Raw genomic sequence first — 25,277 nt, 5'->3', positions numbered from 1 at the left:
GGGGGAGGAATGGGATGACGGAGATCCTCCCCCCTTGGGGGAGGTGGCGCGGCGCAGAGCGCCGTGACGGAGGGGGCTGTGAGGTCAGCCCCGCACCACCTTCACGCATCCCGCCGCCTCGCGCGCCCGTTCGCGGGCCTGGTCCACGTCGGCGCCGCGGGCGACGGCGACGCCCATGCGGCGGCGGTCGAAGGCTTCGGGTTTGCCGAAGAGGCGCAGGTCGGCGGCGGGGACGGACAGGGCTTCGGCCACGCCTTCGAAGGCGACGCCTTGCGCCTCCATGCCGCCGTAGATGACGGCGCTGGCGGCGGGCTCGCGCTGGGTGACGTCCACGGGCAGGCCCAGGATGGCGCGGGCGTGGAGGGCGAACTCGCTCAGGGTCTGGCTGGCCAGGGTGACCAGGCCGGTGTCGTGGGGGCGGGGCGAGACCTCGGAGAACCAGACCTGGTCGCCCTTGACGAACAGTTCGACGCCGAAGACGCCCCATCCCTTGTTGTCTGGGCCGCCGAGCGCCTCGGTGACCTTGCCGGCGATGTCTTGCGCGGCGGCGAGGGCGGCGGGGGTCATGGCCTGGGGCTGCCAGCTCTCGACATAGTCGCCCTTGACCTGGCGGTGACCGATGGGGGCGCAGAAGTCCGTGCGGGTCGAGCCGTCGGCGGCGCGCGAGCGGACGGTCAGCAGGGTGATCTCGAAATCGAAGTCGATCCGGCCCTCGACGATGACGCGGGCGCCGGCGACACGGCCGCTGTCCTGCGCATAGGTCCAGGCGTCGGCGATTTCGTCGGGGCTTTCGACGAAGGACTGCCCCTTGCCGGACGAGGACATGACCGGCTTGACGAAACAGGGGTAGCCGACGGTTTCGGCGCCGGCGGCGAGTTCTTCGGCGCTGCCGGCGAAGGCGTAGGGGCTGGTGGGCAGGCCAAGCTCTTCGGCGGCGAGGCGGCGGATGCCCTCGCGGTTCATGGTCAGCTGCACGGCGCGGGCGGTGGGGATGACGACGGCCAGGCCGGCGGCCTCGATATCGGCCAGGACCTCGGTGGCGATGGCCTCGATCTCGGGCACGATGATGTGCGGGGCCTCGGCCAGGATGACGCCGTTCAGCACCTGGGGGTCGGTCATCGGGATGACGTGACTGCGATGCGCGACCTGCATGGCGGGGGCGTTGGGATAGCGATCAACGGCGATCACCTCGACGCCGAGCCGCTGAAGCTCAATGGCGACCTCCTTGCCCAGTTCGCCCGAGCCGAGGAGCATGACGCGGATGGCGGTGTCGGAGAGGGGGGTGCCGAGATTCATCGTCTGCTCCAACGTCCCTTCTCCCCCTGCGGGAGAAGGTGGCCCGGAGGGCCGGATGAGGGGTCGGTGGATGTTGGACTTTTGCGGTCGGTGCGACCCCTCGCCCGACCGCGCCAGGACGACGGCTTCGCCGCCGTGCGCGGTCTCCCTCTCCCGCAGAGGGAGAGGGAGGTGAGAGGGGTTAGAGCCGGGCCTTGACCGCCGCGACCACCGCGTCGGCGGTGATGCCGAACTTGTCGTAGAGGACTTCGGCGGGGGCCGAGGCGCCGAAGCCGGTCATGCCGATGAAGGCGCCGTCTTCGCCGATGAAGCCTTCCCAGCCCTGTTTGATGGCGGCCTCGACGGCGACGCGGATCGTGCCGCGGCCGATGACCGAGGCGCGGTAGGCGGCGTCCTGTTGTTCGAACAGTTCGACACAGGGGACGGAGACGACGCGGGTCGGGACGCCTTCGGCCTCGAGGGTTTCGGCGGCCTTCAGGGCCAGGGCCAGTTCCGTGCCGGTGCCGAACAGGGTGGCCTTGGCCTCGCCCGACGCGGCCTTGATCTCGTAGGCGCCCTTGGCGGAGAGGTTTTCCGTGCCCGCGACGGTGCGGACGGCCGGGGTCTTCTGGCGCGACAGGGCCATGGCCGAGGGGGCGGTCTTGGTCTCCAGCGCGATCTTCCAGCATTCCATGGCCTCGACCGTGTCGGCGGGGCGGAAGACCAGGAGGTTGGGGATGGCGCGCAGGGCGGCCAGGTGTTCGACCGGCTGGTGGGTGGGGCCGTCCTCGCCCAGGCCGATGGAGTCGTGGGTCAGGACGTGGATGGCGCGGACCCCCATCAGGGCGCCCAGACGGATGGCCGGGCGGCTGTAGTCCGAGAAGACCATGAAGGTGCCGCCGTAGGGGATGACCCCGCCGTGCAGGGCCAGGCCGTTCATGGCCGCGGCCATGCCAAACTCGCGGATGCCCCAGTTGACGTAGCGGCCCTCATAGGACGGGGCGTCCAGGATGGGGGTGCCGGCGACGAAGGTGTTGTTCGAACCGGTCAGGTCGGCCGAGCCGCCGACCAGTTCGGGGATGGCGGCGAAGACCTGGTCCAGGGCGGCGCCCGAGGACTGGCGCGTGGCCTGGGCGGGCTGGGTCTCGATCAGTTCGGCGATCTTGGCGTTCAGGGCGTCGAAGGCGCCCTCGGGCAGGTCGCCCTTCATGGCGCGGGTGAAGTCGGCGGCCTGACCCGAGGCGGCGAGGCGGGCCTCCCACTTCTTGCGGTCCTTGGCGCCGCGACGCCCGACCTTGGCCCAGGCGTCGGCGATGGTCTGGGGCATTTCGAAGGGTTCGTGATCCCAGGCCAGACCCAGACGGGTGGCGGCGATCTCGGCGGCGCCCAGGGCGGCGCCGTGGGTCTTGTGGCTGCCTTCCAGGGTGGCGGCGCCCTTGCCGATCTTGGTCTTGCAGGCGATCAGGGTGGGCTTGTCCTGGCGGGTCGCCCATTTGAGGGCGGACTTGATCGCGTCCATGTCATGGCCGTCGATGGCCTTGACCGCCCAGCCGGCGGCCTTGAACCGGGCCTTCTGGTCGGTCGTGTCGGACAGGGAGACCTTGCCGTCGATGGTGATCTCGTTGTCGTCCCACAGGACGGTAAGCTTGTTCAGCTTGTAGCGGCCGGCCAGGGCGATGGCTTCCTGGGACACGCCCTCCATCAGGCAGCCGTCGCCGGCGACGACCCAGGTGCGGTGGTCGACCAGGTCCTCGCCGTATTTGGCGGCGAGGTGACGCTCGGCCATCGCAAAGCCGATCGAGGTGGCCAGGCCCTGGCCCAGGGGGCCGGTGGTGACCTCGACGCCGGGCATGTGGCCGTATTCCGGGTGACCGGCGGTCTTGGAGCCCCACTGGCGGAAGTTGGACAGTTCTTCCTTGGTCGCGGCCTTGTAGCCGGTCAGGTGCAGCAGGGCGTAGATCAGCATCGAGCCGTGGCCCGCCGACAGGATGAAGCGGTCGCGGTCGGCCCAGTCGGGGCGGCCGGCGTCGAACTTCAGGAATTTGGAGAACAGCACCGTGGCGACGTCGGCCATGCCCATGGGCATCCCGGGGTGACCCGACTTGGCCTGTTCGACGCCGTCCATGGCGAGGACGCGGATGGCGTTGGCCATCTGCTGGGGCGTGGCCTTGGGGGCGGATTTGACGTCGGTCACGGGGGAAGACCTTTCGGCGGAAGCGGAAATTCAGAAGCGCGCCGCTTTACCCCGGCGCGTCCTCGGGTTCTATACGGAATTTACAAGGAGCGACCGATGGCAGACGCCACCACGGCCGCACGGGCCCGTATCGACCGGGCCCTGGCCGAACTTGAACGCAAGATCCTGGAGCTGAAGGCCCGCCCGGCCTCGGCGCAGGCGATCGCCGACGACGACCTGTTCGCACCCAGAGCGGGGAACGGGGCGGATGCGGCGCGGGTGGCCGAGCTGGAGGTGGCCGGGCGCGAGGCGTCGCAGGCCTTGGCGCGGGCGGCGGCGGCGGTGCGCGAGGTGCTGGCCCAGGATGATCTGGGTCAGGACGATCTGGCTCAGGACGACGACGAGACCGAAAGCGAGGCCGGCTGATGGCGACGGTGACGGTGGAGGTGAACGGCCGACCCTATGCGGTGGGCTGCGCCGACGGGCAGGAGGAGCGGGTCCGCATCCTGGCCAAACAATTCGACAATCAGGTGCGCCAGGTGGCCCAGGATGTCGGCCATGTCGGGGACCTGCGGCTGTTCCTGATGTCGGCCCTGATCCTGTCGGACGAATTGCACGAGGCGCGCCTGAACGGGGGCGGAGGTCCTGCGCCGCAGACAGCCGCCGCGCCGCCGACCAGCGACGGGGTGGCCGAGGCGCTGAACGCCGTGGCCGCGCGGATCGAGAAGATCGCCCAATCTATCTGGTCACGGTCGATCTGATCACGGCGCTTGAGAAGGCGGGGCGCAGCGCCTATCTTGTTTGACGGCGGGTCCTGCTGCGGCCCTCGTCGAAGGCATACATTTCCTCGCGACCTTAATTCACTCAAAGGGATCTGTCCCTGTCCGGGCTCGAGGGCCTGGGCATATGGAGCCCACCTGGCTACCCAGGTTCGAGAGGATTTAAACGCCCTTCACGGTTCTTGCGGCGCCGCCAACTTCTCTCTTTTTTGCGCTATCGCTCGCCGCGCGGCGGCTCGCTGCTTCAGCGATTTTTGTCGCTACCGCTCGCGACGCGGTCGCTCGCTGTTTGAGCGAGTCCGGCATGCGAGGGGCATGGTCTCTGTGCGGAACCGGATGGGGCGTGTAAGCCCGCGGCATGACCCTTGAGAAGCATGAACTCCGGGCGGCCGCCCGCGCGCGGCGAAAGGCTCTGGCCGAGGCCGATCCGATGGCCGCCCGGCGCGCCGCCGACCATGCCGAGGCCCTGCCGCCGGGGCAGGTGGTGGCCCTGTACAGCGCCATGGGGTCCGAACTGGACGCTGAGGCCCTGGCCGTGGCGCTGGAGGCTGCGGGGCGGCGGCTGTGCCTGCCGGTGGTGCTGGAACGGGATGCGCCGATGATCTTTCGCGCCTGGTCGCCGGGCGAGCCGCTGGAGATGGACGCCGCAGGTTGCCCCGCGCCCCTGCCGCTGGCCGAGGTGTTGGAGCCGGATCTGATCCTGACGCCACTGCTGGCGTTCGATGCGGTCGGCGGACGGCTGGGGCAGGGCGGCGGGTTTTACGACCGCACCTTTGCGGCGCGGCCCGAGGTGATCCGGGTCGGCTTCGCCTATGCGGGACAGGCGGTCGAGGCGCTGAGCCTGGAGGCGCACGACATGCGGCTGCACGGGGTGCTGACCGAGGCGGGGTATCGGGATTTCGGCATATCCCATTGACATATACGTTAGTCGGGCCGATAGCGAACTCATGAGCCCGCCGCTGAAAGCCACAGTCTTCAAGTCGAACCGCTCGCAGGCTGTGCGCCTGCCCAAGGCGGCCGCCTTTCCGGATGACGTGAAAGAGCTGCGCGTCATCAAAGAGGGCAAGAGCCTGCGCCTGGTGCCGGTCAACGCCCTGTGGGATGACTTCTTCGACCGGCCCGGCATTCCAGACTGGCCGGATCGGGATCAGCCTGAGATGCAGAAGCGGGAGGAGTGGTGACCGGCTTCATGCTGGACACCAGCATCTGTATCGAAATTCTGCGGGGCCGCAGCGCTGCGCTGAATGATCGTCTGAAGAGCGAACAGGCGCCGTTGCATGTTTCGACGGTGGTCGTCATGGAATTGGCGGTCGGCCCGAACAAGCTGGCCGACCCGCGCCGACGCGATTTGCTGGAGGCGTTTCTGGCGCGTCTGGAAATTCTTCCGTTCGATGAGGACGCCGCGCGCCACACGGCGGAAATCCGCGCCGTGCTGGAGCGCCAAGGGCGGCCCATTGGACCCTATGATTATCAGATCGCGGGCCACGCCCGCAGCCAGGGACTGACCGTGGTCACCCGCAACATCGGCGAATTCGAGCGTGTAGCCGGCCTCAGGGTCGAGCACTGGTCGGATCCTAGTAAAGGCGTACACGAATGAGACTGGCCTTCTTCGGCGACGTCATCGGCAAGTCCGGCCGTGACGGGATCAGCGATCATCTTCCGGGCCTGAAGCGCGACCTGAAGCTGGACTTCGTGGTGGTGAATGCGGAGAACGCTGCGGGCGGTTTCGGCATCACCGAGAATACGGCGCGCGAGCTGTTCATGGCGGGCGCCGACTGCCTGACCCTGGGCAACCACTCGTGGGATCAGCGCGAGGCCCTGACCTATATCGTGCGCGAGCCGCGGCTGATCCGGCCGGCCAACTATCCGCGCCTGATGGATGCGCCGGGCGCCGGGGCCAATCTGTTCGAGACCCATTCGGGCCGCACCGTCCTGGTGATGAATGTGCTTGGCCGGGTGCATATGGACCCGATGGACGATCCGTTCGGCGCCGTCGAACGCGAGCTGGCGGCCGCGCCCCTGGGGGCCGTGGCCGATGCGGTGATCGTGGACATGCACTGCGAGGCGACCAGCGAGAAGATGGCCATGGGCCATTTCTGCGACGGCCGCGCCTCGCTGGTGGTCGGCACCCATACCCACGTCCCGACCGCCGACTGCCAGATCCTGCCCGGCGGCACGGCCTATCAGACCGACGCCGGCGGCTGCTGCGACTATGACAGCGTCATCGGCAACGAGAAGGAAGAGCCGCTGCGCCGCTTCACCACCCGGATCTCGGGCGGGCGCTACATGCCGGCGTCCGGTCCGGCGACGGTGTGCGGCGTGTTTGTCGAAACCGACGACAAGACCGGGCTGGCGACGCGGGTCGAGCCGATCCGGGTCGGCGGACGGTTGAGCCAGGCGGTGCCGGTTCTCTGACGTCAGGCCAGGTTGAGCGTGTTCGATCCCGCCTCGACCGCGAAGGTCTGACGGGTCGTCAGCGCGCCGGAGCGGGTCGAGACCTTGTCCAGGACCTTGAACTGGGTGGTCCAGAGGTTCGGGGTCGCCTCGCAGATCAGATAGCCGCGCTGGGTGTTGCGGAACTTCAGCTGGGGATTGGCCGAGAGGAAGCGGTCGTAGTCGGAGCCGCGGTCCGAGCCGTCGCCGCCGGAGCTGATCGAGGTGCCGACGAATTCGACGGCGATGGGGGCGCCCTCGGGCTGGCTGCCGTCCAGCCACAGGCCGCCGGCGTAGTTCTGATGCTCGTCGCCGGTCAGGACCACGACATTGTCGATGCGGCGGTCGCGGATGTGGCGCAGCAGGCGGTTGCGGGGCACGCGATAGCCGGCCCAGCTGTCGGTGTTGACGCCCTGGCCGCCGGAGGTGTTGCGGTTCAGGTCCATCATCATGACCTGCTGGGCCAAAGCCTTCCAGCGCGCCTTCGAGCGGTCGAGATTGGTCAGCAGCCAGGCCTCCTGGGCGTCGCCCAGCACCTGGGCCGTCGTCGCCTCTATGCCGGGGCAGGTGGCGTTGTAGCGGTCGCCGCAGGGCTGGTCCGTGCGGTACTGGCGGGTGTCGAGGAAGGCGATGTCCAGCAGGTCGCCGTACTGGGCCCGGCGATAGGCCTGCATGCCCGCGCCGTGCGGGAAGGCCGACTTCCGCATCGGCATGAACTCGTAGAAGGCCTGCATGGCCGCGGCGCGGCGCAGCAGGAAGACTTCAGGCGGCACGCCGTCCTGATCGATGTCGCCGACCCAGTTGTTGTCGACCTCATGGTCGTCATAGGTGCAGAACCAGGCCGCCGAGGCGCGCGAGGCCTGAAGATCCGTGTCCATCGTGTACTGGGAGTAGCGGCGGCGATAGTCGTCGAGGCTGTAGATCTCGCCGCCCAGGTGGACGCGGGTGTTGTCCTGCGGGCCTGAACCCGACTGGTAGATCGGGTTGCCCCGGCCTTCGTAGATGTAGTCGCCGTAGCAGAAGATGAAATCCAGATCCTCTTCCGCCATCTTGCGGTGGGCGGTGTAGTAGCCGCTCTCATAGGCTTGGCAGCCGGCGACGCCGAAGCGGACGGCCGAGACGGCGGCGCCGGCCAGGGGGGCGGTCTTGGCGCGACCGACGCCGCTGCGCTCGGTCCCGCACTGGAAGCGGTAGAAATAGAGGCGAGCGGGCTCCAGCCCCTCGACCTCGACATGGACGGAGTGACCCAGTTCGGGCCGGGCGACCGCCTCGCCGGACCGGACAACGGTGTTGAAGCCGCGGTCGGCGGCGACTTCCCATTTCACTGCGACGGGCGCCTTGGGCATGCCCGAGCCGTAGGCGACAGGGTCGGGGGCCAGACGCGTCCAGATGACGAAGCCGTCAGGCAGGGGGTCGCCTGCGGTCACGCCCAGCCGGAAGGGGTTCACGTCGAAGACGGCCTGGGCCAGGGCGGGGCCGGTGTTCGACAGGGCCAGGCCGCCCCCGAAGGCGGCGAGCATGGACCGGCGGGAGAGGGCGAGCGTGGTCATCGAAAATCCCCGAACTGGAGCCCGGCTCTATCGCCGCGATGTGACAGATTTTCCAGCCGTATCCGCATCCGCCGGGGCTCGGCACGCCGCCTTGGGCGTCAGGCGGCGAGGCGACGTCCCGACAGGACGACCGCCTTGCGGATCTGCTTCAGTTCGGCGGACCGTTGTCGGGGTGAGTGGACGTCCATCACATGACGCTGTCCGGCGCGGGCCAGGGCTGTGCGTTCATCCGGGTTGCGGATCAGGCGCTCCATCGCCTCGGCCAGGCTTTCGGGCGTGATCTCGTCGACATAGAGGGCATGGTCGCCGCTGGCCTCGCGCAGGCCGCCCCGGCCGGACGAGATCAGGGCCGCGCCCGCCGCATGAGCCTCGATCGCCGTCAGGCCGAAGGGCTCGTCCCAGACCGAGGGGGTCAGGGCGATGGCGGCGGTCTTCATCTGGTCGCGCACCTGCGACAGGGGGGCAGAACGCAGGACGGCGACCCGGGCGCCGTATCGCTCAAGCGGGGCGAGGTGGGGCCCGGCCCAGGCGGCGTGCCTGTCCCAGTCGTTCAGCATCAGCACCGCACGCCAGTCGGGGTGGGCGTCGAGTACGGCGGGCAGGGCGGCGCACAGGACGTCCAGACCCTTCTCCGGCATGGCCCGACCGGCGAAGGCGATCACCCGCTGCCGGTCGTCGGGCGAGGCGAACCAGGCGGCCGCGTCGATGGGGTTGGGCAGGGCGTAGGCGCGGTCGGCCAGGCGGGGATAGGTGCGGGCGAAGGCGTTCCGCTCGGCGGCGCTGACGAAGATGAAGCCGTCCATTCGGCCATATCGGGCCGCGTAGCGCCAACGGTCGATCCGATGGCGCGCAGGCTTCAGCGCATTATGCCGATAAAGAACATGGACGGCCTGGGGGAAGCGTGACGATACGGACAGGGCCTGTTTCACCTGCTGGTGGTGTTCGATCAGATCCGGCCCGAAATCGCGCAAGGCGTCGATGAGACCTTGCTGTGTATTGCGGCGCGGCAGGGTGGTCACCATGCCCGGCGCATTATGATCCAGGGCGCCCTCCAGGCAGAAAATTCGCGTGTCTGCGTCTCCGTTGAAGAGGGCGAGAGTGCGCACGACCGTCTCCATGGAGTTGGGGCGGGCCTCGGAGAAGAGCGAGCCCGGAGGCAGCAGAATGGCGGTGCGCAGCGCGATGATCCCCGGAGATAATTAGCCAGCGAGGGCTCGCCTGATCGGCGAGACCGACTGTCAAACGCTCCAGGTCGGGAAATCCGTCGCCGAAATCGTCAGCGTCTGCGCGCCCGCAGCCGCAACCGCATCGCCTCGCGGCTGCGAAGGGTGATCTGATGCACCGGCCGGGGTTCGATCGTCGTGACGGGCTCGATCTCGGCGGCGCGCAGGATGGAGGCCAGGGCGATCACCGCCTCCTGGATGGCGAAGGCGGCGCCGATGCAGACACGGGGGCCGGCGCTGAAGGGGATGTAGGCGTAGCGGTCGATCGACTTGCGGTTCTGCGGCAGGAAACGTTCCGGCTTGAAGGCGTCGGGGTCGTCCCACAGCAGGCTGTGGCGTTGCAGGATCCAGGGGGAGATGATGACGGTGGCGCCGGCCTTGATCGGCTGGCCGCCGATCTCGTCGTCGGCCAGGGCCTTGCGCGCCATGGTGGGGGCGGGCGGGAACAGGCGCATGGTCTCGTCCAGAACGGCGCGGGTCCAGGGCAGGGCCTCGGCCCATTTGGGATCGGAGACGTCGAAGGCGTCGGCCTCGGTTTGCAGGCGGGCCAGGTATTCGGGCTGGCGCGACAGCAGGTGCAGGGTCCAGCCCAGGGCGCGGGCCGTGGTCTCGTGCCCCGCCAGGATGAAGGTCAGGATGTTGGCGGCGACCTCTTCGTCGCTCAAGCCGGGGCCGCCGTTCTCGTCGCGGGCCAGCAGCAGGGCGCTGAGCAGGTCGTCGGGGGCTGCGTCGCCGGATTCGATGCGGGCGCGGCGGGCCTCGACCAGTTTGGTGACGCGCTGTTCGAAGAAGCGGGCCGAGCGGAAGCTGGCCAGACGGCCCAGGCGCGGGGCCCAGTCCGGGGCGCCCAGGACGTCCAGCGGATCGATGCGGGCGCCATTGGCCAGGAACTGGTTCAGGGCGCGCTCGAAGCCGCGCGCCTCGCCGCCCAACTCGTCCGAGAACATGGTGGCGGACAGGATGTCGAAGGTCAGGCCGGACATCTCGCTGTCGATATCCAGCACCCGGCCGCGCGCGGACAGGGACCAGCCGGCGACGCGGGCCTGGCAGACCTCGGCCATGCGGGCGTTCAGGGTGGCCATCTTGGCCGGGGTGAACAGGGGGGCCAGGATGCGGCGGGCGCGGCGCCAGACTTCGCCCTCGGTCAGCAACAGGCCCTCGGCCAGCATGGGCCCCAGGACGCGGCGTTGCAGGTCGCCCTTTTCATAGTTGGCGGCGTTTTCGGTCAGGACGTGGCGGACGCCCTCGGGGTGGCTGACCACCAGGATCTCGCCGAAGGCGCTGTTGCTGTGCAGTTGCGGCTCGGTGAAGTGCCGCTCGGACCACATACGGAGGGGGTCGCGCCAACTGATCCAGAGGAACGGCAGCAGCGACAGGGGCTTGCCCGTCCGTCGAGGCGGTATGGCGGGGCGGAAGATGTCGGTCGCGGTGGCGTCCATTAGACGCTCCTATGCAAATCGCCCGTCAGCCAGGCGCGTGGTCCGTAAACGCTCGATCTGGTGCGTGCGTTCACGAAGCATAGTGGACCAGCACGACGTCAACGAGAAGGCGACGTCCTGTCGATGGCGCCCAGCAGTCGCGCCATATCTTCAGCGGCCAGATCCTTCGCGCGTTGGCTTGAGGTCGCGGGCTTCGAAACAGGGGCCGACGGCGCCGCTGGAGCCGTTTGAGACGCCCTCTTCTTTTCGCGCCGCTCGAATAGAAAGCGTTGAAGCCCCCAGACAAGGTGAGGCGTCCACGGTTGGCCGCAGGCGGTTTTCTTTCCCGCCTTGTTCAGCAGGCCGGCGACCTCGTTGGGCCTGGTGAAGCCGCTCTTGAAACAGGCACGGAGCAGAGGGTCGAGCTCATCCAGGAACGCCTCCTTGGATCGATCACGAAAGGCGAAATGCTTCAGTTCGTCCCTCGTGATCTGGGAGGACTTGGACGGCGTGCGTCCGACAGGCCGCTCCGGCTTCTGCTCCCGAGAGCGTCCGGGCGGCGTCGCTTTGGCCTTGGGGGAACCCGCCCGTTTTCCACTGCCGAGATAGGATCCCTTAGCCATGCTCAGTTCGCCGCCGGAGCGGGGGTCGGCGCCCAGGCCTTCAGCTCGGCGATCTCGCGCGTCTGGGCATCCACGACGCTCTGGGCCATGCGCCGGATTTCCGGATCGCGGCTGTCGCGCAGAGCGACCCGGGCCGTGGCGACGGCGCCTTCGTGATGGGCGATCATCTTGGCGACATAGGCCTGATCCGCAGTCTGAGCCGCGGCCTGGATCTCGGCCGTCGTGTGGGTCGCCGCCGCCTGGTTGGCGGCCGACGCTTCACGCAGCGCCTGCTGCACTGGATCGCCGCCGCCGTCGCAGGCCCCTAGCACGAGGAGCAGCGCGATCGGCGGGGCGGCGCGGATCATGCGGCGTCGCCGAGCCAGCCCGGCATCCAGCCTTCGTGCCATTCGCGCAGGTGGGCGACGGGGATGCTGAACAGCTCGCCCTTGTCGCCCTTGGAGGCGAAGGCGTCGCCGCCGGCCTGACCGACGACCGAGGCGTGCAGGCCGGCGGCCTGGGCCTTAGCGATCAGGGCGTCGGCGTCGGGGACGGCGACCAGGTAGCGGGCCTGATCCTCGCCGAACAGGAAGATGTGGGCGTGGGCCGCGCTGGAGGCGTCCAGGGTCACGCCGACGTCGGAGGCCAGGACCAGGTCGGCGGCGGCGCCGATCAGGCCGCCGTCGCTAAGGTCGTGGACCACGGTCAGGTCGCCGGCCTCGATCAGGTCGCGGACGAAGTCGCCGGTCTTCCTTTCCAGCTTCAGATCGACGGGGGGCGGGGCGCCGTCCTCGCGGCCCAGGACCTCGCGCAGATAGATGGAGGCGCCCAGTTCGCCGACGGTCTGGCCGATCAGGACCAGGGTGTCGCCCGCGGCCATGGTCGAGAAGTTGGTGACCACGTCATAGTTGGGCAGCAGGCCCACGGCGCCGACGGTCGGGGTGGGCGGAATGGCGACGCCGTTGGTCTCGTTATAGAGCGACACATTGCCCGAGACGACGGGGAAGGACAGCTCGCGGCAGGCCTCGGCCATGCCGTCGATGGCGCGGACGATCTGGCCCATGATCTCGGGGCGCTGCGGATTGCCGAAGTTGAGGTTGTCGGTGATGGCGATGGGGCGCGAGCCGACGGCGGTCAGGTTGCGCCAGGCCTCGGCCACGGCCTGTTTCCCGCCCTCATAGGGGTCGTTCTGGACGTAGCGGGGGGTGCAGTCGCTGGTCACGGCCAGCCCCTTGTCCGTGCCGTGGACGCGGACCACGCCGGCGTCGGCGCCGGTGGCCGAGTCCTGAAGCGTGTCGGCCATGACGTGGCGGTCGTACTGTTCCCAGATCCAGCGCTTGGAGGCCATGTCGGGGCAGGCGACGACCTTCATCACCGCATCGGCCCAGTTTTCGGGGGCGGGGACGTCGGAAGGGTTCAGCTTCGGCTGAAGCGCGGGCTGGACCCAGGGGCGGTCGTACAGGGGGGCGTCGTCGAACAGGGGCGCCAGGGGCACGTCGCAGACGATCTCGCCGTGATGCTTCAGCACCAGACGGCCGGTGTCGGTGGTGACGCCGATGGTGGCGGCGTCCAGGCCCCATTTCTTGAAGATACGTTCGCCGTCGGCCTCGCGGCCCGGCTTCAGGACCGCCAGCATCCGCTCCTGGCTTTCCGACAGCATCATCTCATAGGCGGTCATGCCCTCTTCGCGCTGGGGCACGGCGTCCATGTTCAGCTCGATGCCGACGCCGCCCTTGCCGGCCATTTCGACCGAGGAGGAGGTCAGGCCGGCCGCGCCCATGTCCTGGATGGCGGCGACGGCGCCCGAGGCCATCAGTTCGAGGGTGGCTTCAATCAGCAGCTTTTCGGCGAAGGGGTCGCCGACCTGAACGGTGGGGCGTTTCGATTCCGACTCGTCGTCGAACTCGGCCGAGGACATGGTCGCGCCATGGATGCCGTCGCGGCCGGTCTTGGAACCGAAATAGACCACCGACAGGCCCGCCGAGGGCGCGGCCGAATAGAAGATGCTGTCAGCCTTGGCCAGGCCGACGCACATGGCGTTGACCAGGATGTTGCCGTTGTAGCCGGCGTGGAAATTGGTCTCGCCCGCCACGGTCGGCACGCCGACGCAGTTGCCGTAGCCGCCGATGCCGGAGACGACGCCCTTGACCAGGCGTTTGGTCTTTTCGTGCGACGGATCGCCGAAGCGCAGGGCGTTCAGCAGGGCCACGGGGCGGGCGCCCATGGTGAAGACGTCGCGCATGATGCCGCCCACGCCCGTCGCCGCGCCCTGATAGGGCTCGATATAGGAGGGGTGGTTGTGGCTCTCCATCTTGAAGATGCAGGCGTCGCCGTCGTCGATGTCGATCACGCCGGCGTTCTCACCGGGGCCGCAGATGACGCGGTCGCCGGTGGTCGGGAACTTGCCCAGGTGGATCTTGGAGGATTTGTACGAGCAGTGCTCGGACCACATGACCGAGAAGACGCCCAGTTCGACATGGTTGGGCTCGCGGCCCAGCCGGTCGAGGACGACCTGATATTCGTTCGGGGCCAAGCCGTATTCGGCGGCCAATTCAGCCATGGTCTTTTGAGGAGCGGTCATGGGCGGGGCTTCTAGCCGCAGATGGGCCGATAGGCTATATTCTAGACAGCATTTTGGGAGTTCTAGAATGGGCCTCAGCATCAAGCGCGCCGAGACGGAGCGCAAGGCGCGCGCCGTCGCCGAACGGCTGGGGGTCAGCCTGACCGAGGCCATCGACATCGCCCTGGACAAGACCTGGAAGGAACTGACCGCCGAAGAGGCGGCGGCGGAGCGGGCGAGGAAGCGCGAGGCCCTGTTCGCCTATCTGCGGACCCTGCCGCCCGGCGATGGCCGCTCTCTTCAGGAAATCGACGACGAGATGTACGACGAGCACGGTCTTCCGCGCTGATGGTCATCGACACCTCCGCCTTCGTCGCCATTGTTCTGAGAGAGCCGGAAGCGGCCGCGTTCGACGAACGGATCCGTTCGGCGACGATGCGCCGGGTCAGTGTCGCGACCTGGGTGGAACTGGCGGCTGTGCTGACGTCCCGGCTCGGCGTGGACGCCCGGCCCGTGCTGGATCGTCTTGAACAGGAGTACCGGCTGGATCTGGTCCCGGTCGATCAGGCGCAGATGCGGATCGCCTGCGAGGCCATGGTGCGGTTCGGCAAGGGGCGGCGTCCGGCGCGGCTGAACTACGGCGACTGTTTCGCCTATGCGCTGAGCCTGAGCAGCGGCGAACCTGTGCTGTTCAAGGGCGAGGATTTCTTGAAGACGGACGTGGCGATCACGATCTGAACGCGGGGGAACGTCTGGGGCTCGGGTTTCATTTCGTGTGTAGCCAACACGGAGTTCACCATGACCGACACCCCCATCGACCCCGCCGCGACCCCCGAAGACGACGATCTGCCCGAGATTGCGGCCGACGACGCCGGCGCCTCGGCCATGGCCGAGCAGGCCCAGAACGAAGCCGAAGTCAAAGACGAGGGGGAGGGCATCTGATGCGCTCCACCCCCTCGACAAAGGTCACGCCGGCCACCGGCCAGCAGATGGATCGGTCCAATGATCCTGAGACTACACGCGAAATGGACAAGGCCGCGCCCGAGCGGTCGATGATCAGCCGTCGGCAGCGGCTGACCGGACAGGCGACCGGGATCGGCAGCGTCGGCTTTCAGGAGGCCGGCGCCTTTGACGTCGGCGCCGGGGAAGATGCGGCGATCGATACGCCCGTGACGCCCGGCAAGAAGCCCTAACGCTCGACCCCCGGCTTCAGCCGGAAGGCCAGCAGCACCCCGCCGACCAGCAGGACGATGGCGCCGGCCAGGGCGGTGAAGGCGACGGCGGGCTTGTCGGTCTGTTCGGCGACGAAGGCGCCCAGCAGGCCCCAGGCGGTGGGCAGGGGATAGGCGAGGGTCCGCAGGCTGGCGGTCACCGCCAGGGCGACGCCGGTGGTCACGATGATGGCCAGGATGGCCCAGGCGCTTGGCGACAACGCCGTCGGCAGGGCCTCGAAGGCGGTCAGGGTGGTGATCAGGTTCAGCGGCGCAGCCACAGTCAGCCAGCCCGCGAGCGCCGCCAGGGGCCAGACCAGCAGCAGTCGGTCGCGATCCGTTCGGCTGAGCGCCCGGATGGAGCCGGAATAGGCCACCAGCGGCGCGAGCAGGGCGATCAGCGACGCGAAGATGACGATGACGCTGGCCGCCTTCAGGTTCAGGGCGGCGACGACGATCCACATGCCGATGCCGAAAAAGGCCACGGCCGACGGCCAGCCCATCCGGTTGATCAGGGTGCTCTCGCCCGTCTGGGGCAGCACCTGACGGACGGCGTAGGCCAGCAGGCCCAGATAGATCAGGCCCCAGATCGAGAAGGCGTAGCCGGCGACGCGCAGGGTGCTGTTTCCATCCGCAGCGAACTCGGCCTGGGTCAGGCCCAGGCCCGCCAGGTTCTGGACCAGCGGGACCACGATGGCGAAGACGGCGGCGGCCAGCACCACCAGTCGGCGGGTGCGCTGGGCGGGCGTGGGACGAAGGATCGAGGACATGCGGATTCCGATACGACGGTGTTCAGGTGGAATGTACGCGCCGGACGGCGGTAAGGTTCACCGTTGCAGTGTGAAAAGTGAAGCTTGCCTGCGCCACGTTCTCTGTGCTGCTTGTCATCGGGCATGACGAACGCCGCCGGACGCTGGATTTTCTGCCTGACCGCCATGGCCGCATCGGCCGTCGCAGGCGTGGGTCACGCCCAGACAAGTGGAGCGACCGTCGTTCTCACCCAGCCGTCGCAGGACGCCTGGGCGTGCGTTCGCCAGGCCCTGACGCCCGAGCAGCAGGCGTTGGAGGTGCGCCGCTTTCTGTCGGCCCTGGCCGCGGCGAACGGCAGGCCGATCACGCCCGCCCTGGACGCGCGACATATTGCTTCGGGTCGCGCCGTGTCGCTGGACGATCCGGCGCTGTTGCAGCGGCCGCAGGCGCACGAGGTGACCCTGACGGTCGATGGGCGGTTCCTGGTCTTTCGTCCCTTGTCACGCGCCAGTCTGGACCCCTTCCTGGGGCGCTAGAGGAACCGCCTGTCGTGTGGTCGGTTGTTCAAGCCCACACGAACTGGAGATGACCATGGCTGACCGCGACGACGAAACACCCATCTTCGAAACCAACGAGGTCGAAGCCAATCTCGCCATCGAACACGGTCAGGGCGTCGGCGCCCGCGAATTGGCCGCCCAACGCGATCCGGGCGGCGTGGTCACGGCCGACGAGGACGAAGACCTGGAGAACGGACAGGCGGCGCGCCCGGAGTGAGCGCGTCCCTGTCTGCTTGACGGCGGTTCGATGATCGTCGTTCATGCCGCGCATGAACGCAGACGCCGCCGTCGCTCTGGAGACGCTTCTTCAGCACGCCCTGTCCGCTAGAGCGGGCGGAGCGGGTGCTGGGTGTCGATGGACGCAATGTCCTGGGGGCCATTCTCAAGGGCGACGCCCTGGCCGCCCGGGGCGATGCGCGGTCCGCCTCGAGCTTTTACGGCGCGGCCTTGGCGAGTGCGCAACAGCGCGGCGCAGATCCCGAACTGAAGGGCGAGTTGCGGCGGGTGCAACAGGCGCTGGCGGACATGAGGCGCCGGTTCGAGGAGGAGCTTCTGGCCGGGATCAAGGCGCGCGGATTTGACGAAGCCCAGTCCAGCGCGCGGTTCGCCCTGTCGCTCGACCTGCTGACCGGGCGCAAGCAACTGTATCACCAGCAGCCGAAATTCTATCTGTTTCCGGGCCTGCCGCAGGTCCAGTTCCAGCCCTGCGCCGACACGCCCTGGCTGGCGGAGATCGAGGCGGCGGCGCCCGCCATCCGCGCCGAACTGGAGGCGGTTCTGGCGGAACCCGCCCTGTTCGCTCCCTATGTCGAGGACCGTTCGAACCGACCGCGCAGCGGACAGGCGGGGATGCTGGAAAATCCGGCCTGGAGCGCGGTCTTCCTGTGGAAGGACGGCGTGGTCGCGCCCGAGATCGCCGCGCGGTGCCCGCAGACCCTGAAGGCGCTGGAGGCCGCGCCGCTGAGCATCATTCCCGGGCGGTCGCCGTCGATCCTGTTCTCGAAACTGGCGGCGGGCGCGCGGATTCCGCCGCATCACGGCCTGATCAACACCCGCCTGATCTGCCACCTGCCGCTGGTGGCGCCGCCGGGGTCCTGGTTCCGGGTGGGGTCGGACCTGCGTCAGTGGGAGGAAGGCAAGGCCTGGGCGTTCGACGACACGATCGAGCATGAGGCCTGGAACGACAGCGACCAAGACCGGACGATATTGATCTTCGACGTCTGGAAGCCCGAGATCACCGAGGAAGAGCGATGGCTGATCCGCGCCCTGTTCGACGCCATCGACGCCGGGGGCGGGGCGACGCCGAAGCTGGGGACCTGACCGGGCCGAAGATCCGTCAGTTGTCCATTATGAAGTTCACGCTGAACACGATCAGGCGGCCTGCCAAAGGCCGCCCGCTGGCCGCGGCTTCGTCCGTCAGCTTCAGGCGCGCGCGCGGAAGAGATCTTTGAACCGCCAAGCCCAGATGGTAGCCGGGCGGTTGCTCGCTCTCCGTCACGCACTTGGTCAGGCCGCCGTCGTCCTCGGCGACGCACGAAAGCACGACATAGCCCATGCGGGGGCTTCGGCCCCTGACCGATTCCGGAAAGGTGGGGCGAGGCATGGTCCGCCACATCACGGCGGCGGGCAGCCCGTCCTGGCCGTTGCCTTCGATCTGATCTGCGCGCTCCTCGCGCGGGTCGATGACAGGGCGGCCGCAGGCCGTCAGGGTTTCGGCGATGGCCTGGCTGGAGGGCTCAACATCCATGACGTAGCGGGTGCGCGGACCACCCGGGCGGTCAGACGGAATCACGACCTGCAGCTTTCCGCCTTCAGCCAGGTCCCGCGCAACCAGGGCGGGGATGCGACTGAACGCCATCGTTCGCTGCGATCCTACCGTCCAGACTGTCGTTTTTGATTCGCCTTCATCGCCGACCTGAATCCCCAGCTCTCGTGTCGGCTGATTCTTGGGCGCTTCCGGCAGGCCGCTGATCATCAGATCGTACACGCCGCCCTGACACCTCGCGATGAGGTTGAGGCCGGACGTAAAACCAATGGTAGCCACTACGGCGTCGTGCTCGGGAAGACGCGCCAGGGTCCAATCCTCCCGTGCGGAATCAACCGGCGCGGGGGGCTGCGAGGCCTCTTGAGCCCAGGCTGCAGAGGATGACAGGCAAAGGAACAGGACGGCGGAGATGGAGCGAAGCATTGCGCTACTTCGCCTCAACGACAGATTGCCGTCAAGCTGCGGCGTAGATGCTCTGGAACAGCACGGCGCCGTCGGCGGAGCCCAGTTCGGCCTCGAAGGCGCGGTCGGGGTGGGGCATCATGCCGAGCACATTGCCGCGCGCATTCTGGATGCCGGCGATGTCGTTGACCGAGCCGTTGGGGTTGTCGACGTAGCGGAAGACCACCTGGCCCTCGCCCTCGATCCGGGCCAGGGTCTCGGCGTCTGCGAAGAAGTTTCCGTCGCCGTTGCCCTGGGTCATGACCACCTCGCGCTGGCCCTGGTAGCCGGCGGTGAAGCGGGTCTGGCCGTTGGCGACGGTCAGGGCGATGGGCTTGCAGACGTATTTCAGCCCCTTGTTGCGCAGCAGGGCGCCGGGCAGCATTCCAGACTCGCACAGGATCTGGAAGCCGTTGCAGATGCCGACCACGGCGACGCCGTCGTCTGCGGCCTTCTTGACCGCCTGCATCACCGGGGACTGGGCCGCCATGGCGCCGCAGCGCAGATAGTCGCCGTAAGAGAAGCCGCCGGGAATGACGATCAGGTCCAGGCCCGAAGGCAGTTCGGTCTCGGCGTGCCAGACCATGGAGACGGGCTCGCCAGTGGAGCGTTCGACGGCGACCTTGCAGTCGCGATCACAGTTGGAACCGGGGAAGACGATGACGGCTGCGCTCATGGCGCGGGCCTCTAGCACCGTTTTCGGGAAATGTCAGTGCGCGGGTTCAAGAAGTCCGAGGCGGGTCTCGATCCGGCCGAGGCGGGCGTCCTGACGATCGACAATCTGATACAGGTTGGAGACGTCCTGGTTCAGGCCGTTGAGGTGGAGGCGCATGGCCTGAAGTTCGCCTCTCACGCCGGCGACATTGCCGTCGATCCGGTCCAGGCGTGTCTGCATGGACTTCAGCACTTCGTAGATGAGGTCGTTGGTGACGTCGGCCATGAGTTCATACTACCATAAACTGTGGTTACGCCAAACGCTTGGACGCGGCGCGTCTCCGTCCCTCCGCCCAGGCCGCCACGAAGATCGCGAAGCCGCCCAGCGACAGCCCGACGCCGACCCAGCCGGTCGAGGTCCAGCCGTAGCCGGCCGCGATGGCCATGCCGCCCAGCAGGGGGCCGATGGCGTTGGCGGTGTTGAAGGCCGAGTGGTTCAGGGCGGCGGCCAGGGTCTGGGCGTCGCCGGCGACGTCCATCAGCCGGGTCTGCAGCACCGAGCCCAGGCCGCCGCCGCCGCCGATCAGGAAGACGACGATCATAACGGCCCACAGGTGCGGGGCGGCGAAGGGATAGAGGGCCAGGGCCGCGGCGCTCCACAGCAGAAGGCCGCCCGCCGCCGGGAAGCCGACCCGGTCGGCGGCCCAGGCCCCCAGGATATTGCCCAGGAACATGCCGACGCCGAAGACGGCGAAGACCCAGGGCATGATTTCCGGCCCCACGCCGGTCACGGCCTGAAGGGTCGAGGCCAGATAGGCGTAGACGGCGAACATGCCCCCGAAGCCGACGGCGCCGACGCCCAGGGTCAGCCAGACCTGGCTCCGCTTCAGGGCGCCCAGTTCGCGCACGGGACTGGCGTCCGGATGGGCCGGGTCGCGCGGGGCGAACAGGGCGACCAGACCCATGGTGGTCACCGCCAGGACGCTGACGATGGCGAAGGTCCAGCGCCAGCCGAAAGCGTGGCTGATCATATTGGCGAAGGGCACGCCGATGACCGTGGCGACCGTCAGACCCATCAGGACGGTCGAGACGGCCCGGGTGCGGAGATGCAGCGGCACGACCGACGCTGCGACCAGGGCCGCCACGCCGAAATAGGCGCCGTGCGGCACGCCGCTGAGGAAGCGGAAGACCAGCATCCATTCATAGGTCGGCGCCAGGGCCGACAGGCCGTTGCCGATGGCGAACAGGGCCATGAAGCCGATCAGCAGCAGCCAGCGCGGGCTGCGAGCGCCCAGCACCGCCAGGATCGGCGCGCCGACCACGACGCCGGCGGCGTAGGCGCTGATGACATGGCCGGCGGCCGGGGCGTCGACGCTCAGGCCGGCGGCGAAGTCGGGCAGGATGCTCATGGCCGCGAACTCGGTCACGCCGATGGCGAAACCGCCCATGGCCAGGGCGATCAGCACCAGGGCCACCCGTCCGGCGGTCATGGGTTCGTTGGTGACGTCGGAATCGACGACGGCGCCGCCAGCGGCCATGAAAGCTATCCGTAAAGGGGGAGGGGGGATGTTGCGATGCAACATAAGGAGCCTCCTCCTTGGATCAACGCCTCAGCCGCGGTTTTCGTAGGTCGCCGTGATCGAGGCCCTGGCCAGGGTGTGGAAGTGGAGGTTGAAACCGAAGACGGCGCCGGAATCGTCGGCGGTGACGTCCAGCCGGTCCACGTCCACGGCGAAGACGGTGAAGATGTAGCGGTGCGGGCCGTGGCCGGGGGGCGGGGCGGCGCCGCCGAAGCCGGCCTGGCCGAAATCGGTGCGCCCCTGGACCGCGCCGGAGGGCAGGTCGCCGCCGGGCGAACCGGCGCCGGTCGCCAGCTCGGTCACGTCGGCGGGGATGTTGGCGACGGTCCAGTGCCAGAAGCCTGAACCCGTCGGGGCGTCGGGATCATAGCAGGTGACGGCGTAGCTCTTCGTGCCTTCAGGCGCGCCGGACCAGGCGAGGTGGGGCGAGGTGTTTCCCTTGGCGTGGACCTGGGCCTCGGGCAGGACGCCGCCGTCCTGAATATCCCGAGATGTGAGGGTGAAGGTCATCGACGTCTCTCCGTTTCGTGATCGCCAGTTAAACGGCGTCGGGCGCCGGGGCGTTGCACTGCGACATTCTGTCACTAGCTGTAATGCAGATGCGGTCAAGCCAAGGCGGGTCGGATGCTTCAGTCCCTGATCGACAGGACGTTCCGAACACGGTCGATCGCCGTCCGGCTTCCTGGCGGCCGCACGCTGACGGCTGGTCCCGGAACGCCGGAACTGACCGTCGTCATCGACGACGCGCGGACGGCGTTGGCGATCGGTTCGAACCCCGAGCTGAAACTGGGCGAGGCCTATATGGCCGGCGCGCTTCGGATCGAGGGCGGGTCCATCTATGACTTCCTCGCGCTCGCCGCCTCCCAACTGGCCAAGACGTCGCGACGTTTGGGCCCGGGCTGGCGTCTGCGCCGGGCGATCGAACAGGCCAACGACCGCGCCCACGCCCGGGCGAACGTACATCATCACTATGACCTGACGGTGGACTTCTACCGCCTCTTTCTGGACGCCGACCTGCAGTATTCCTGCGCCTATTTCGAGACGCCCGAGGCGACGCTGGAGCAGGCGCAGGTCGCCAAGAAGCGGCGGCTGATCGACAAGCTGGTGCTGTCGCCGGGCCAGAGGGCGCTGGACATCGGTTGCGGCTGGGGCGGTCTGGGCCTGTCGCTGGCCGAGGCGGGCGCGCATGTCACCGGCGTCACCCTGTCGACGGAGCAGCACCGCACCGCCAATGCGAGGGCGGCCGAGCGGGGGCTGGCCGACAAAGCCGATTTCCGGCTGCAGGACTATCGCGACCTGAACGAGCCGTTCGACCGGATCGTTTCCGTCGGCATGTTCGAACACGTGGGCGCGCCGAACTATCAGGCGTATTTCGATACGGTCGCGCGGCTGCTGACTGACGACGGGGTGGCGGTGATCCATTCCATCGGCCGCAAGGGGCCGCCCAGCCGCACCCAGCCGTGGATCCGCAAATACGTCTTCCCCGGCGGCTATATCCCCGCCCTGTCCGAGGTGCTGCCCGCCATCGAGCGCGCCGGCCTGTGGGTCACGGACATGGAGGTGTTGCGCCTGCACTACGCCGAGACGCTGAGGGCGTGGCGCACGCGTTTCGTGGCCCGCCGCGACGAGGCCCGGGCCATGTACGACGAGCGGTTCTGCCGGATGTGGGAATTCTATCTCGCGGTCAGCGAGGTCGCCTTTCGCGAACTGGGCCAGATGGTGTTCCAGCTTCAGCTGACGAAGCGGCCGGAGGCCGTGCCGCTGACGCGGGACTATCTGTGCCGATGAGGCGGCGGCTTTACGCCGCCTCGATGCGGTAGCCTTCGATCACCGTGTTGGCGAGCAGTTGCTCGCACATCTTCTTGGCCTCGGCCTGGGGGTCTGCAACGCCGTCGAGGTCGAACTCGATCAGCTTGCCGACGCGGGCGTTCGACACGCCGGTCCAGCCCAGACCCTGCAGGGCGCCTTCGACGGCCTTGCCCTGGACGTCCAGGACGCCGGGCTTGAGGAAGACGTGAACCTTGACCTTAGCCACTAGTGCAGCCCTCCCTGAATCACCGTCGGCATGCCCTTCATGATGCCCAGTCGACGCGCGACTTCGGTGTAGCTTTCGATGACATTGCCCAGATCGCGGCGGAAGCGGTCCTTGTCCATCTTCTCGCCGGTCGTGGCGTCCCACAGGCGGCAGCTGTCCGGGCTGATCTCGTCGGCCAGGATGACGCGGCTGAAGTCGTTTTCCCAGATGCGGCCGAACTCGATCTTGAAGTCGACCAGGGTGATGCCGACGGCGCCGAACATGCCCGACAGATAGTCGTTCACCCGCACCGTCATGGCCAGGATGTCATCCAGTTCCTGGGTCGAGGCCCAGTTGAAGGCGGTGATATGCTCTTCGGTGACCATCGGGTCGTTGAGCTCGTCCTTCTTGTAGTAGAATTCGATGATCGAGCGGGGCAGGGGGGTGCCTTCCTCGATGCCCAGACGCTGGCTCATCGAGCCGGCGACGATGTTGCGGCACACCACTTCCAGCGGAATGATCTCGACTTCGCGGATCAGCTGCTCGCGCAGGTTCAGGCGCTTGATGAAGTGGTTGGTCACGCCGATGCCGTTCAGGCGCGACATGATGAATTCGCTGATCTGGTTGTTGACCACGCCCTTGCCTTCGAGGACCGCCTTCTTCTGCGCGTTGAACGCGGTGGCGTCGTCCTTGAAGTACTGGATCAGGGTGCCGGGCTCGGGTCCTTCGTACAGGATCTTGGCCTTGCCTTCGTAAATCTTCTTGCGCTTGCTGTTCATATTCCGGTCCCGGCCTACGGGCGCCCTCCAAAAACAAAAATCGCGCGGCCATGATGGAAAGGGGAAGACCCGGTCCTGGCGGCGCGTTTCGGAATCGTTCGGGCAGTCAATCTCGTTCGGCGACTCCTTAGCCGAACGCGGCCTCCGATACAAATGAGGCGAAACCGAAATGCGGGAGGGAGGAGGAGGGGATGCGACGGAAGTCATGTTGCGTTCAGGCGCGGTCGGGCTATAGACGGCGCTTGCCCCGAGGTTAGCGGGGCGTTCGGAGCTATGCTGAGCGACATGACGACCTTCGACGATCGGGAAAAAGGCTACGAGGCCAAGTTCGCCCTCGATCAGGAGCAGGAATTCAAGGCCATCGCCCGGCGCAACAAGATGTTGGGTCTGTGGGCGGCCGAGAAGATGGGCCTGTCGGCTGAAAGCAGCGACCAGTACGCGGCGGCCATCGTGCGCGCCGACATGGAGCAGCCCGGCGACGAGGACGTGTTCCGCAAGGTCGCCGGCGACTTCAAGGCCTCGGGCCTGTCGGTGTCGGAAGGCGAGATTCGCTCCAAGATCGACGAACTGGCCTCCATCGCGCGCGAGCAGATTCGCGCCGGGGAGTAGACACCCGGCCTAAGGGCGGGTTTGAGAATTCGAAAGGGCCGCACCCGGGGGAAAGTGCGGCCCTTTCTTTTTGCCGGGGACGTTGGGGGATGTCTCACCCGGCGTACTGTGCGTCTCGCGCCCCTGAAGAACACGGCGCACGAGATTTGGTTTCAGTCCGTTCCGACCGGACTGTAATTATTTTTACGGCATCAGAACCGCATCGACGACGTGGACCACGCCATTCGACTGGGCCACGTCGGCCTGGGTGATGGTGGACTTGCCGCCCTTGGCGTCGGTGATGACCCAGGTGTCGTTCGGACCGGCCGCGACCTTCAGTTCCTCGCCCTGAACCGTCTCCAGGGTCGCGGTCCCGCCGTTGGCCTGGGCCTGGCTGGCGATGTCGGCGGCGGTCAGACGGCCGGCGACCACGTGATAGGTCAGGATCTTGGTCAGATCGTCCTTCATGTCCGGTTGCATCAGGGCGGTGCGGGTGGCCTCGGGAATCTTGTCAAAGGCGGCGTTGTCGGGGGCGAAGACGGTGAAGGGGCCTGGACCCTGAAGCGTCTCGACCAGGCCGGCGGCCTGAACGGCGGCGACCAGGGTGGACAGGTTCGAGGCCTTGGACGCATTGGCGACGATGGTCTAGTTCGGGCTCATGGCCGCGCCGCCCACCATGGGATCGGCCGCCATGGGGGCCATGGCCGCGCCTTCGGCCGGGGCCATGGCGGTGGAGTCTGCGGGCGTGGGGGTTTCGTTGTTGTTGCAGGCGCCGAGCGCCATCAGCGCCCCGCCGGATACGGCGACGAGCATGAGCGTGCGAAGATTTGTCATGGTGTTTCGTTCCCTGTTGGCCCGCGCTGTGGCGGTCACGACAAGGTTACGTTCGAGTTCACCTAAAGGATGCGTGCGGCGTGACAGGAGG

The 25,277-nt window shown here is 67.8% G+C and carries 33 protein-coding genes and 1 other RNA gene; 16 read left to right on the top strand and 18 right to left on the bottom strand.

Annotated features, from left to right (window positions below; all coding sequences use genetic code 11):
* Positions 1–84: 84 nt before the first annotated feature.
* Both purT and tkt read right to left on the bottom strand, forming a co-directional pair.
* Positions 85–1,296: a formate-dependent phosphoribosylglycinamide formyltransferase gene (gene purT / locus AC1RSI_RS09730; RefSeq protein ID WP_291753415.1), complete on the bottom strand. Its 1,212-nt coding sequence runs from the start codon at positions 1,294–1,296 to the stop codon at positions 85–87.
* A gap of 181 nt (positions 1,297–1,477) precedes the next feature.
* Positions 1,478–3,469 (bottom strand): transketolase, encoded by a 1,992-nt coding sequence (tkt, locus tag AC1RSI_RS09725; protein ID WP_154726292.1) that lies wholly within the window; start codon positions 3,467–3,469, stop codon positions 1,478–1,480.
* A 96-nt stretch (positions 3,470–3,565) separates the two neighbouring features.
* On the opposite strand from tkt, the gene AC1RSI_RS09720 reads away from it, so the two are divergent.
* The 7 genes from AC1RSI_RS09720 (at position 3,566) to AC1RSI_RS09690 (ending at position 6,642) form a co-directional block, all read left to right on the top strand.
* Positions 3,566–3,874, top strand: coding sequence for a hypothetical protein (locus tag AC1RSI_RS09720; RefSeq protein WP_154726293.1), 309 nt, complete (start codon positions 3,566–3,568; stop codon positions 3,872–3,874).
* Positions 3,874–4,209: a cell division protein ZapA gene (locus tag AC1RSI_RS09715; RefSeq protein WP_154726294.1), complete on the top strand. Its 336-nt coding sequence runs from the start codon at positions 3,874–3,876 to the stop codon at positions 4,207–4,209. Before AC1RSI_RS09720 ends, AC1RSI_RS09715 begins: the two co-directional genes overlap by 1 nt.
* A gap of 50 nt (positions 4,210–4,259) precedes the next feature.
* Positions 4,260–4,422: non-coding RNA, 6S RNA (gene ssrS, locus AC1RSI_RS09710), on the top strand.
* Positions 4,423–4,585: 163 nt separating this feature from the next.
* Positions 4,586–5,143 (top strand): 5-formyltetrahydrofolate cyclo-ligase, encoded by a 558-nt coding sequence (locus AC1RSI_RS09705; protein ID WP_008264368.1) that lies wholly within the window; start codon positions 4,586–4,588, stop codon positions 5,141–5,143.
* Positions 5,144–5,174: 31 nt separating this feature from the next.
* Complete coding sequence (vapB, locus tag AC1RSI_RS09700) at positions 5,175–5,408, top strand: type II toxin-antitoxin system VapB family antitoxin (RefSeq protein ID WP_008264254.1); 234 nt, start codon at positions 5,175–5,177, stop codon at positions 5,406–5,408.
* The gene (locus tag AC1RSI_RS09695) at positions 5,405–5,824 is read left to right on the top strand and encodes a type II toxin-antitoxin system VapC family toxin (RefSeq protein ID WP_154726295.1); all 420 of its coding nucleotides are present in this window, start codon (positions 5,405–5,407) and stop codon (positions 5,822–5,824) included. The genes vapB and AC1RSI_RS09695 overlap by 4 nt, the downstream gene beginning before the upstream one ends.
* Complete coding sequence (locus AC1RSI_RS09690; protein WP_008261349.1) at positions 5,821–6,642, top strand: TIGR00282 family metallophosphoesterase; 822 nt, start codon at positions 5,821–5,823, stop codon at positions 6,640–6,642. The genes AC1RSI_RS09695 and AC1RSI_RS09690 overlap by 4 nt, the downstream gene beginning before the upstream one ends.
* 2 nt (positions 6,643–6,644) lie before the next feature.
* On the opposite strand, the gene AC1RSI_RS09685 is transcribed toward AC1RSI_RS09690, so the two are convergent.
* The 6 genes from AC1RSI_RS09685 to purL form a co-directional block, all read right to left on the bottom strand.
* Complete coding sequence (locus AC1RSI_RS09685; RefSeq protein ID WP_154726296.1) at positions 6,645–8,210, bottom strand: alkaline phosphatase D family protein; 1,566 nt, start codon at positions 8,208–8,210, stop codon at positions 6,645–6,647.
* A 98-nt stretch (positions 8,211–8,308) separates the two neighbouring features.
* A complete protein-coding gene (locus tag AC1RSI_RS09680) occupies positions 8,309–9,316 on the bottom strand; it encodes a glycosyltransferase family 4 protein (RefSeq protein ID WP_230307643.1) in 1,008 nt (335 codons plus the stop codon).
* 170 nt (positions 9,317–9,486) lie between these two features.
* A complete protein-coding gene (locus AC1RSI_RS09675) occupies positions 9,487–10,872 on the bottom strand; it encodes a cytochrome P450 (RefSeq protein ID WP_447941583.1) in 1,386 nt (461 codons plus the stop codon).
* A 98-nt stretch (positions 10,873–10,970) separates the two neighbouring features.
* Positions 10,971–11,474 carry a hypothetical protein gene (locus AC1RSI_RS09670; protein WP_154726299.1) on the bottom strand — a complete coding sequence of 168 codons (504 nt, stop codon included), beginning with the start codon at positions 11,472–11,474 and terminating at the stop codon, positions 10,971–10,973.
* A gap of 2 nt (positions 11,475–11,476) precedes the next feature.
* Entirely contained in the window at positions 11,477–11,821 is a 345-nt protein-coding gene (locus tag AC1RSI_RS09665) for a DUF305 domain-containing protein (protein WP_154726300.1), read from the bottom strand.
* On the bottom strand, positions 11,818–14,034 hold the full coding sequence (gene purL / locus AC1RSI_RS09660) for a phosphoribosylformylglycinamidine synthase subunit PurL (RefSeq protein ID WP_154726301.1): 2,217 nt from the start codon (positions 14,032–14,034) through the stop codon (positions 11,818–11,820). Before purL ends, AC1RSI_RS09665 begins: the two co-directional genes overlap by 4 nt.
* 67 nt (positions 14,035–14,101) lie before the next feature.
* Here purL and AC1RSI_RS09655 point away from each other — a divergent pair, with 67 nt between their 5' ends.
* From AC1RSI_RS09655 to AC1RSI_RS09640, 4 genes are read left to right on the top strand one after another with little or no spacing between them, the layout of a single operon-like run.
* Positions 14,102–14,362: a type II toxin-antitoxin system VapB family antitoxin gene (locus AC1RSI_RS09655; protein ID WP_196066379.1), complete on the top strand. Its 261-nt coding sequence runs from the start codon at positions 14,102–14,104 to the stop codon at positions 14,360–14,362.
* On the top strand, positions 14,362–14,751 hold the full coding sequence (locus AC1RSI_RS09650; protein WP_154726303.1) for a type II toxin-antitoxin system VapC family toxin: 390 nt from the start codon (positions 14,362–14,364) through the stop codon (positions 14,749–14,751). Before AC1RSI_RS09655 ends, AC1RSI_RS09650 begins: the two co-directional genes overlap by 1 nt.
* 60 nt (positions 14,752–14,811) lie before the next feature.
* The gene (locus tag AC1RSI_RS09645; protein WP_154726304.1) at positions 14,812–14,955 is read left to right on the top strand and encodes a hypothetical protein; all 144 of its coding nucleotides are present in this window, start codon (positions 14,812–14,814) and stop codon (positions 14,953–14,955) included.
* Positions 14,955–15,206, top strand: a complete 252-nt coding sequence (locus AC1RSI_RS09640; RefSeq protein ID WP_154726305.1) for a Tat pathway signal protein — start codon at positions 14,955–14,957, stop codon at positions 15,204–15,206. Before AC1RSI_RS09645 ends, AC1RSI_RS09640 begins: the two co-directional genes overlap by 1 nt.
* Here AC1RSI_RS09640 and AC1RSI_RS09635 read toward each other — a convergent pair.
* Positions 15,203–15,994, bottom strand: coding sequence for a TspO-related membrane protein (locus AC1RSI_RS09635; protein ID WP_154726306.1), 792 nt, complete (start codon positions 15,992–15,994; stop codon positions 15,203–15,205). The genes AC1RSI_RS09640 and AC1RSI_RS09635 overlap by 4 nt on opposite strands.
* A 123-nt stretch (positions 15,995–16,117) precedes the next feature.
* Here AC1RSI_RS09635 and AC1RSI_RS09630 point away from each other — a divergent pair, with 123 nt between their 5' ends.
* The 3 genes from AC1RSI_RS09630 to AC1RSI_RS09620 all read left to right on the top strand — a co-directional run bounded on the left by AC1RSI_RS09630 (position 16,118) and on the right by AC1RSI_RS09620 (position 17,851).
* On the top strand, positions 16,118–16,510 hold the full coding sequence (locus AC1RSI_RS09630) for a hypothetical protein (RefSeq protein WP_035308417.1): 393 nt from the start codon (positions 16,118–16,120) through the stop codon (positions 16,508–16,510).
* Positions 16,511–16,565: 55 nt separating this feature from the next.
* Positions 16,566–16,748 carry a hypothetical protein gene (locus AC1RSI_RS09625; RefSeq protein ID WP_154726307.1) on the top strand — a complete coding sequence of 61 codons (183 nt, stop codon included), beginning with the start codon at positions 16,566–16,568 and terminating at the stop codon, positions 16,746–16,748.
* Between the two features lie 125 nt (positions 16,749–16,873).
* Complete coding sequence (locus tag AC1RSI_RS09620; protein WP_052005008.1) at positions 16,874–17,851, top strand: aspartyl/asparaginyl beta-hydroxylase domain-containing protein; 978 nt, start codon at positions 16,874–16,876, stop codon at positions 17,849–17,851.
* Positions 17,852–17,867: 16 nt separating this feature from the next.
* Here the strand turns inward: AC1RSI_RS09620 and AC1RSI_RS09615 are convergent, their stop codons facing one another.
* The 5 genes from AC1RSI_RS09615 to AC1RSI_RS09595 all read right to left on the bottom strand — a co-directional run bounded on the left by AC1RSI_RS09615 (position 17,868) and on the right by AC1RSI_RS09595 (position 21,481).
* On the bottom strand, positions 17,868–18,719 hold the full coding sequence (locus AC1RSI_RS09615; protein ID WP_230307644.1) for a hypothetical protein: 852 nt from the start codon (positions 18,717–18,719) through the stop codon (positions 17,868–17,870).
* A 31-nt stretch (positions 18,720–18,750) separates the two neighbouring features.
* A complete protein-coding gene (gene purQ, locus AC1RSI_RS09610; RefSeq protein ID WP_035308412.1) occupies positions 18,751–19,413 on the bottom strand; it encodes a phosphoribosylformylglycinamidine synthase subunit PurQ in 663 nt (220 codons plus the stop codon).
* A gap of 33 nt (positions 19,414–19,446) precedes the next feature.
* The gene (locus AC1RSI_RS09605) at positions 19,447–19,677 is read right to left on the bottom strand and encodes a hypothetical protein (RefSeq protein ID WP_008262274.1); all 231 of its coding nucleotides are present in this window, start codon (positions 19,675–19,677) and stop codon (positions 19,447–19,449) included.
* 25 nt (positions 19,678–19,702) lie between these two features.
* Complete coding sequence (locus tag AC1RSI_RS09600) at positions 19,703–20,929, bottom strand: MFS transporter (RefSeq protein ID WP_154726308.1); 1,227 nt, start codon at positions 20,927–20,929, stop codon at positions 19,703–19,705.
* Between the two features lie 72 nt (positions 20,930–21,001).
* The gene (locus AC1RSI_RS09595; RefSeq protein WP_035308411.1) at positions 21,002–21,481 is read right to left on the bottom strand and encodes a YbhB/YbcL family Raf kinase inhibitor-like protein; all 480 of its coding nucleotides are present in this window, start codon (positions 21,479–21,481) and stop codon (positions 21,002–21,004) included.
* Between the two features lie 114 nt (positions 21,482–21,595).
* On the opposite strand from AC1RSI_RS09595, the gene AC1RSI_RS09590 reads away from it, so the two are divergent.
* Positions 21,596–22,759 (top strand): SAM-dependent methyltransferase, encoded by a 1,164-nt coding sequence (locus AC1RSI_RS09590; RefSeq protein ID WP_154726309.1) that lies wholly within the window; start codon positions 21,596–21,598, stop codon positions 22,757–22,759.
* 10 nt (positions 22,760–22,769) lie between these two features.
* On the opposite strand, the gene purS is transcribed toward AC1RSI_RS09590, so the two are convergent.
* Both purS and purC read right to left on the bottom strand, forming a co-directional pair.
* Complete coding sequence (gene purS / locus AC1RSI_RS09585) at positions 22,770–23,006, bottom strand: phosphoribosylformylglycinamidine synthase subunit PurS (protein WP_008260221.1); 237 nt, start codon at positions 23,004–23,006, stop codon at positions 22,770–22,772.
* Positions 23,006–23,764, bottom strand: a complete 759-nt coding sequence (purC, locus tag AC1RSI_RS09580; RefSeq protein WP_008263270.1) for a phosphoribosylaminoimidazolesuccinocarboxamide synthase — start codon at positions 23,762–23,764, stop codon at positions 23,006–23,008. The genes purS and purC overlap by 1 nt, the downstream gene beginning before the upstream one ends.
* A gap of 285 nt (positions 23,765–24,049) precedes the next feature.
* Here purC and AC1RSI_RS09575 point away from each other — a divergent pair, with 285 nt between their 5' ends.
* A complete protein-coding gene (locus AC1RSI_RS09575; RefSeq protein WP_196066380.1) occupies positions 24,050–24,373 on the top strand; it encodes a DUF1476 domain-containing protein in 324 nt (107 codons plus the stop codon).
* A gap of 183 nt (positions 24,374–24,556) precedes the next feature.
* On the opposite strand, the gene AC1RSI_RS09570 is transcribed toward AC1RSI_RS09575, so the two are convergent.
* Together AC1RSI_RS09570 and AC1RSI_RS09565 are read right to left on the bottom strand one after the other, a co-directional pair.
* On the bottom strand, positions 24,557–24,955 hold the full coding sequence (locus AC1RSI_RS09570; protein ID WP_367118248.1) for a fasciclin domain-containing protein: 399 nt from the start codon (positions 24,953–24,955) through the stop codon (positions 24,557–24,559).
* A gap of 42 nt (positions 24,956–24,997) precedes the next feature.
* Positions 24,998–25,186, bottom strand: coding sequence for a hypothetical protein (locus AC1RSI_RS09565; protein ID WP_230307645.1), 189 nt, complete (start codon positions 25,184–25,186; stop codon positions 24,998–25,000).
* Positions 25,187–25,277 lie beyond the last annotated feature (91 nt).

The organism is Brevundimonas sp. GW821-FHT10E09, from assembly GCF_058809375.1.
This window is presented reverse-complemented; position numbering and strand designations above follow the sequence as displayed.

Excerpts from the sequence above, each read along its gene's own strand:
- AC1RSI_RS09625 (WP_154726307.1), top strand. The coding sequence starts at position 16,566 with ATGGCTGACCGCGACGACGAAACACCCATCTTCGAAACCAACGAGGTC.
- AC1RSI_RS09630 (WP_035308417.1), top strand. The coding sequence starts at position 16,118 with ATGACGAACGCCGCCGGACGCTGGATTTTCTGCCTGACCGCCATGGCC.
- AC1RSI_RS09720 (WP_154726293.1), top strand. The coding sequence starts at position 3,566 with ATGGCAGACGCCACCACGGCCGCACGGGCCCGTATCGACCGGGCCCTG.
- AC1RSI_RS09615 (WP_230307644.1), bottom strand. The coding sequence starts at position 18,719 with ATGCTTCGCTCCATCTCCGCCGTCCTGTTCCTTTGCCTGTCATCCTCT.
- AC1RSI_RS09715 (WP_154726294.1), top strand. The coding sequence starts at position 3,874 with ATGGCGACGGTGACGGTGGAGGTGAACGGCCGACCCTATGCGGTGGGC.
- AC1RSI_RS09565 (WP_230307645.1), bottom strand. The coding sequence starts at position 25,186 with ATGACAAATCTTCGCACGCTCATGCTCGTCGCCGTATCCGGCGGGGCG.
- AC1RSI_RS09575 (WP_196066380.1), top strand. The coding sequence starts at position 24,050 with ATGACGACCTTCGACGATCGGGAAAAAGGCTACGAGGCCAAGTTCGCC.
- AC1RSI_RS09675 (WP_447941583.1), bottom strand. The coding sequence starts at position 10,872 with ATGGACGCCACCGCGACCGACATCTTCCGCCCCGCCATACCGCCTCGA.
- AC1RSI_RS09705 (WP_008264368.1), top strand. The coding sequence starts at position 4,586 with ATGACCCTTGAGAAGCATGAACTCCGGGCGGCCGCCCGCGCGCGGCGA.
- vapB (WP_008264254.1), top strand. The coding sequence starts at position 5,175 with ATGAGCCCGCCGCTGAAAGCCACAGTCTTCAAGTCGAACCGCTCGCAG.
- AC1RSI_RS09590 (WP_154726309.1), top strand. The coding sequence starts at position 21,596 with ATGCTTCAGTCCCTGATCGACAGGACGTTCCGAACACGGTCGATCGCC.
- purQ (WP_035308412.1), bottom strand. The coding sequence starts at position 19,413 with ATGAGCGCAGCCGTCATCGTCTTCCCCGGTTCCAACTGTGATCGCGAC.
- purT (WP_291753415.1), bottom strand. The coding sequence starts at position 1,296 with ATGAATCTCGGCACCCCCCTCTCCGACACCGCCATCCGCGTCATGCTC.
- AC1RSI_RS09595 (WP_035308411.1), bottom strand. The coding sequence starts at position 21,481 with ATGACCTTCACCCTCACATCTCGGGATATTCAGGACGGCGGCGTCCTG.
- AC1RSI_RS09650 (WP_154726303.1), top strand. The coding sequence starts at position 14,362 with ATGGTCATCGACACCTCCGCCTTCGTCGCCATTGTTCTGAGAGAGCCG.
- AC1RSI_RS09605 (WP_008262274.1), bottom strand. The coding sequence starts at position 19,677 with ATGGCCGACGTCACCAACGACCTCATCTACGAAGTGCTGAAGTCCATG.
- AC1RSI_RS09665 (WP_154726300.1), bottom strand. The coding sequence starts at position 11,821 with ATGATCCGCGCCGCCCCGCCGATCGCGCTGCTCCTCGTGCTAGGGGCC.
- AC1RSI_RS09685 (WP_154726296.1), bottom strand. The coding sequence starts at position 8,210 with ATGACCACGCTCGCCCTCTCCCGCCGGTCCATGCTCGCCGCCTTCGGG.
- AC1RSI_RS09640 (WP_154726305.1), top strand. The coding sequence starts at position 14,955 with ATGCGCTCCACCCCCTCGACAAAGGTCACGCCGGCCACCGGCCAGCAG.
- AC1RSI_RS09600 (WP_154726308.1), bottom strand. The coding sequence starts at position 20,929 with ATGGCCGCTGGCGGCGCCGTCGTCGATTCCGACGTCACCAACGAACCC.
- AC1RSI_RS09690 (WP_008261349.1), top strand. The coding sequence starts at position 5,821 with ATGAGACTGGCCTTCTTCGGCGACGTCATCGGCAAGTCCGGCCGTGAC.
- purL (WP_154726301.1), bottom strand. The coding sequence starts at position 14,034 with ATGACCGCTCCTCAAAAGACCATGGCTGAATTGGCCGCCGAATACGGC.
- AC1RSI_RS09645 (WP_154726304.1), top strand. The coding sequence starts at position 14,812 with ATGACCGACACCCCCATCGACCCCGCCGCGACCCCCGAAGACGACGAT.
- purC (WP_008263270.1), bottom strand. The coding sequence starts at position 23,764 with ATGAACAGCAAGCGCAAGAAGATTTACGAAGGCAAGGCCAAGATCCTG.
- AC1RSI_RS09670 (WP_154726299.1), bottom strand. The coding sequence starts at position 11,474 with ATGGCTAAGGGATCCTATCTCGGCAGTGGAAAACGGGCGGGTTCCCCC.
- AC1RSI_RS09635 (WP_154726306.1), bottom strand. The coding sequence starts at position 15,994 with ATGTCCTCGATCCTTCGTCCCACGCCCGCCCAGCGCACCCGCCGACTG.
- AC1RSI_RS09655 (WP_196066379.1), top strand. The coding sequence starts at position 14,102 with ATGGGCCTCAGCATCAAGCGCGCCGAGACGGAGCGCAAGGCGCGCGCC.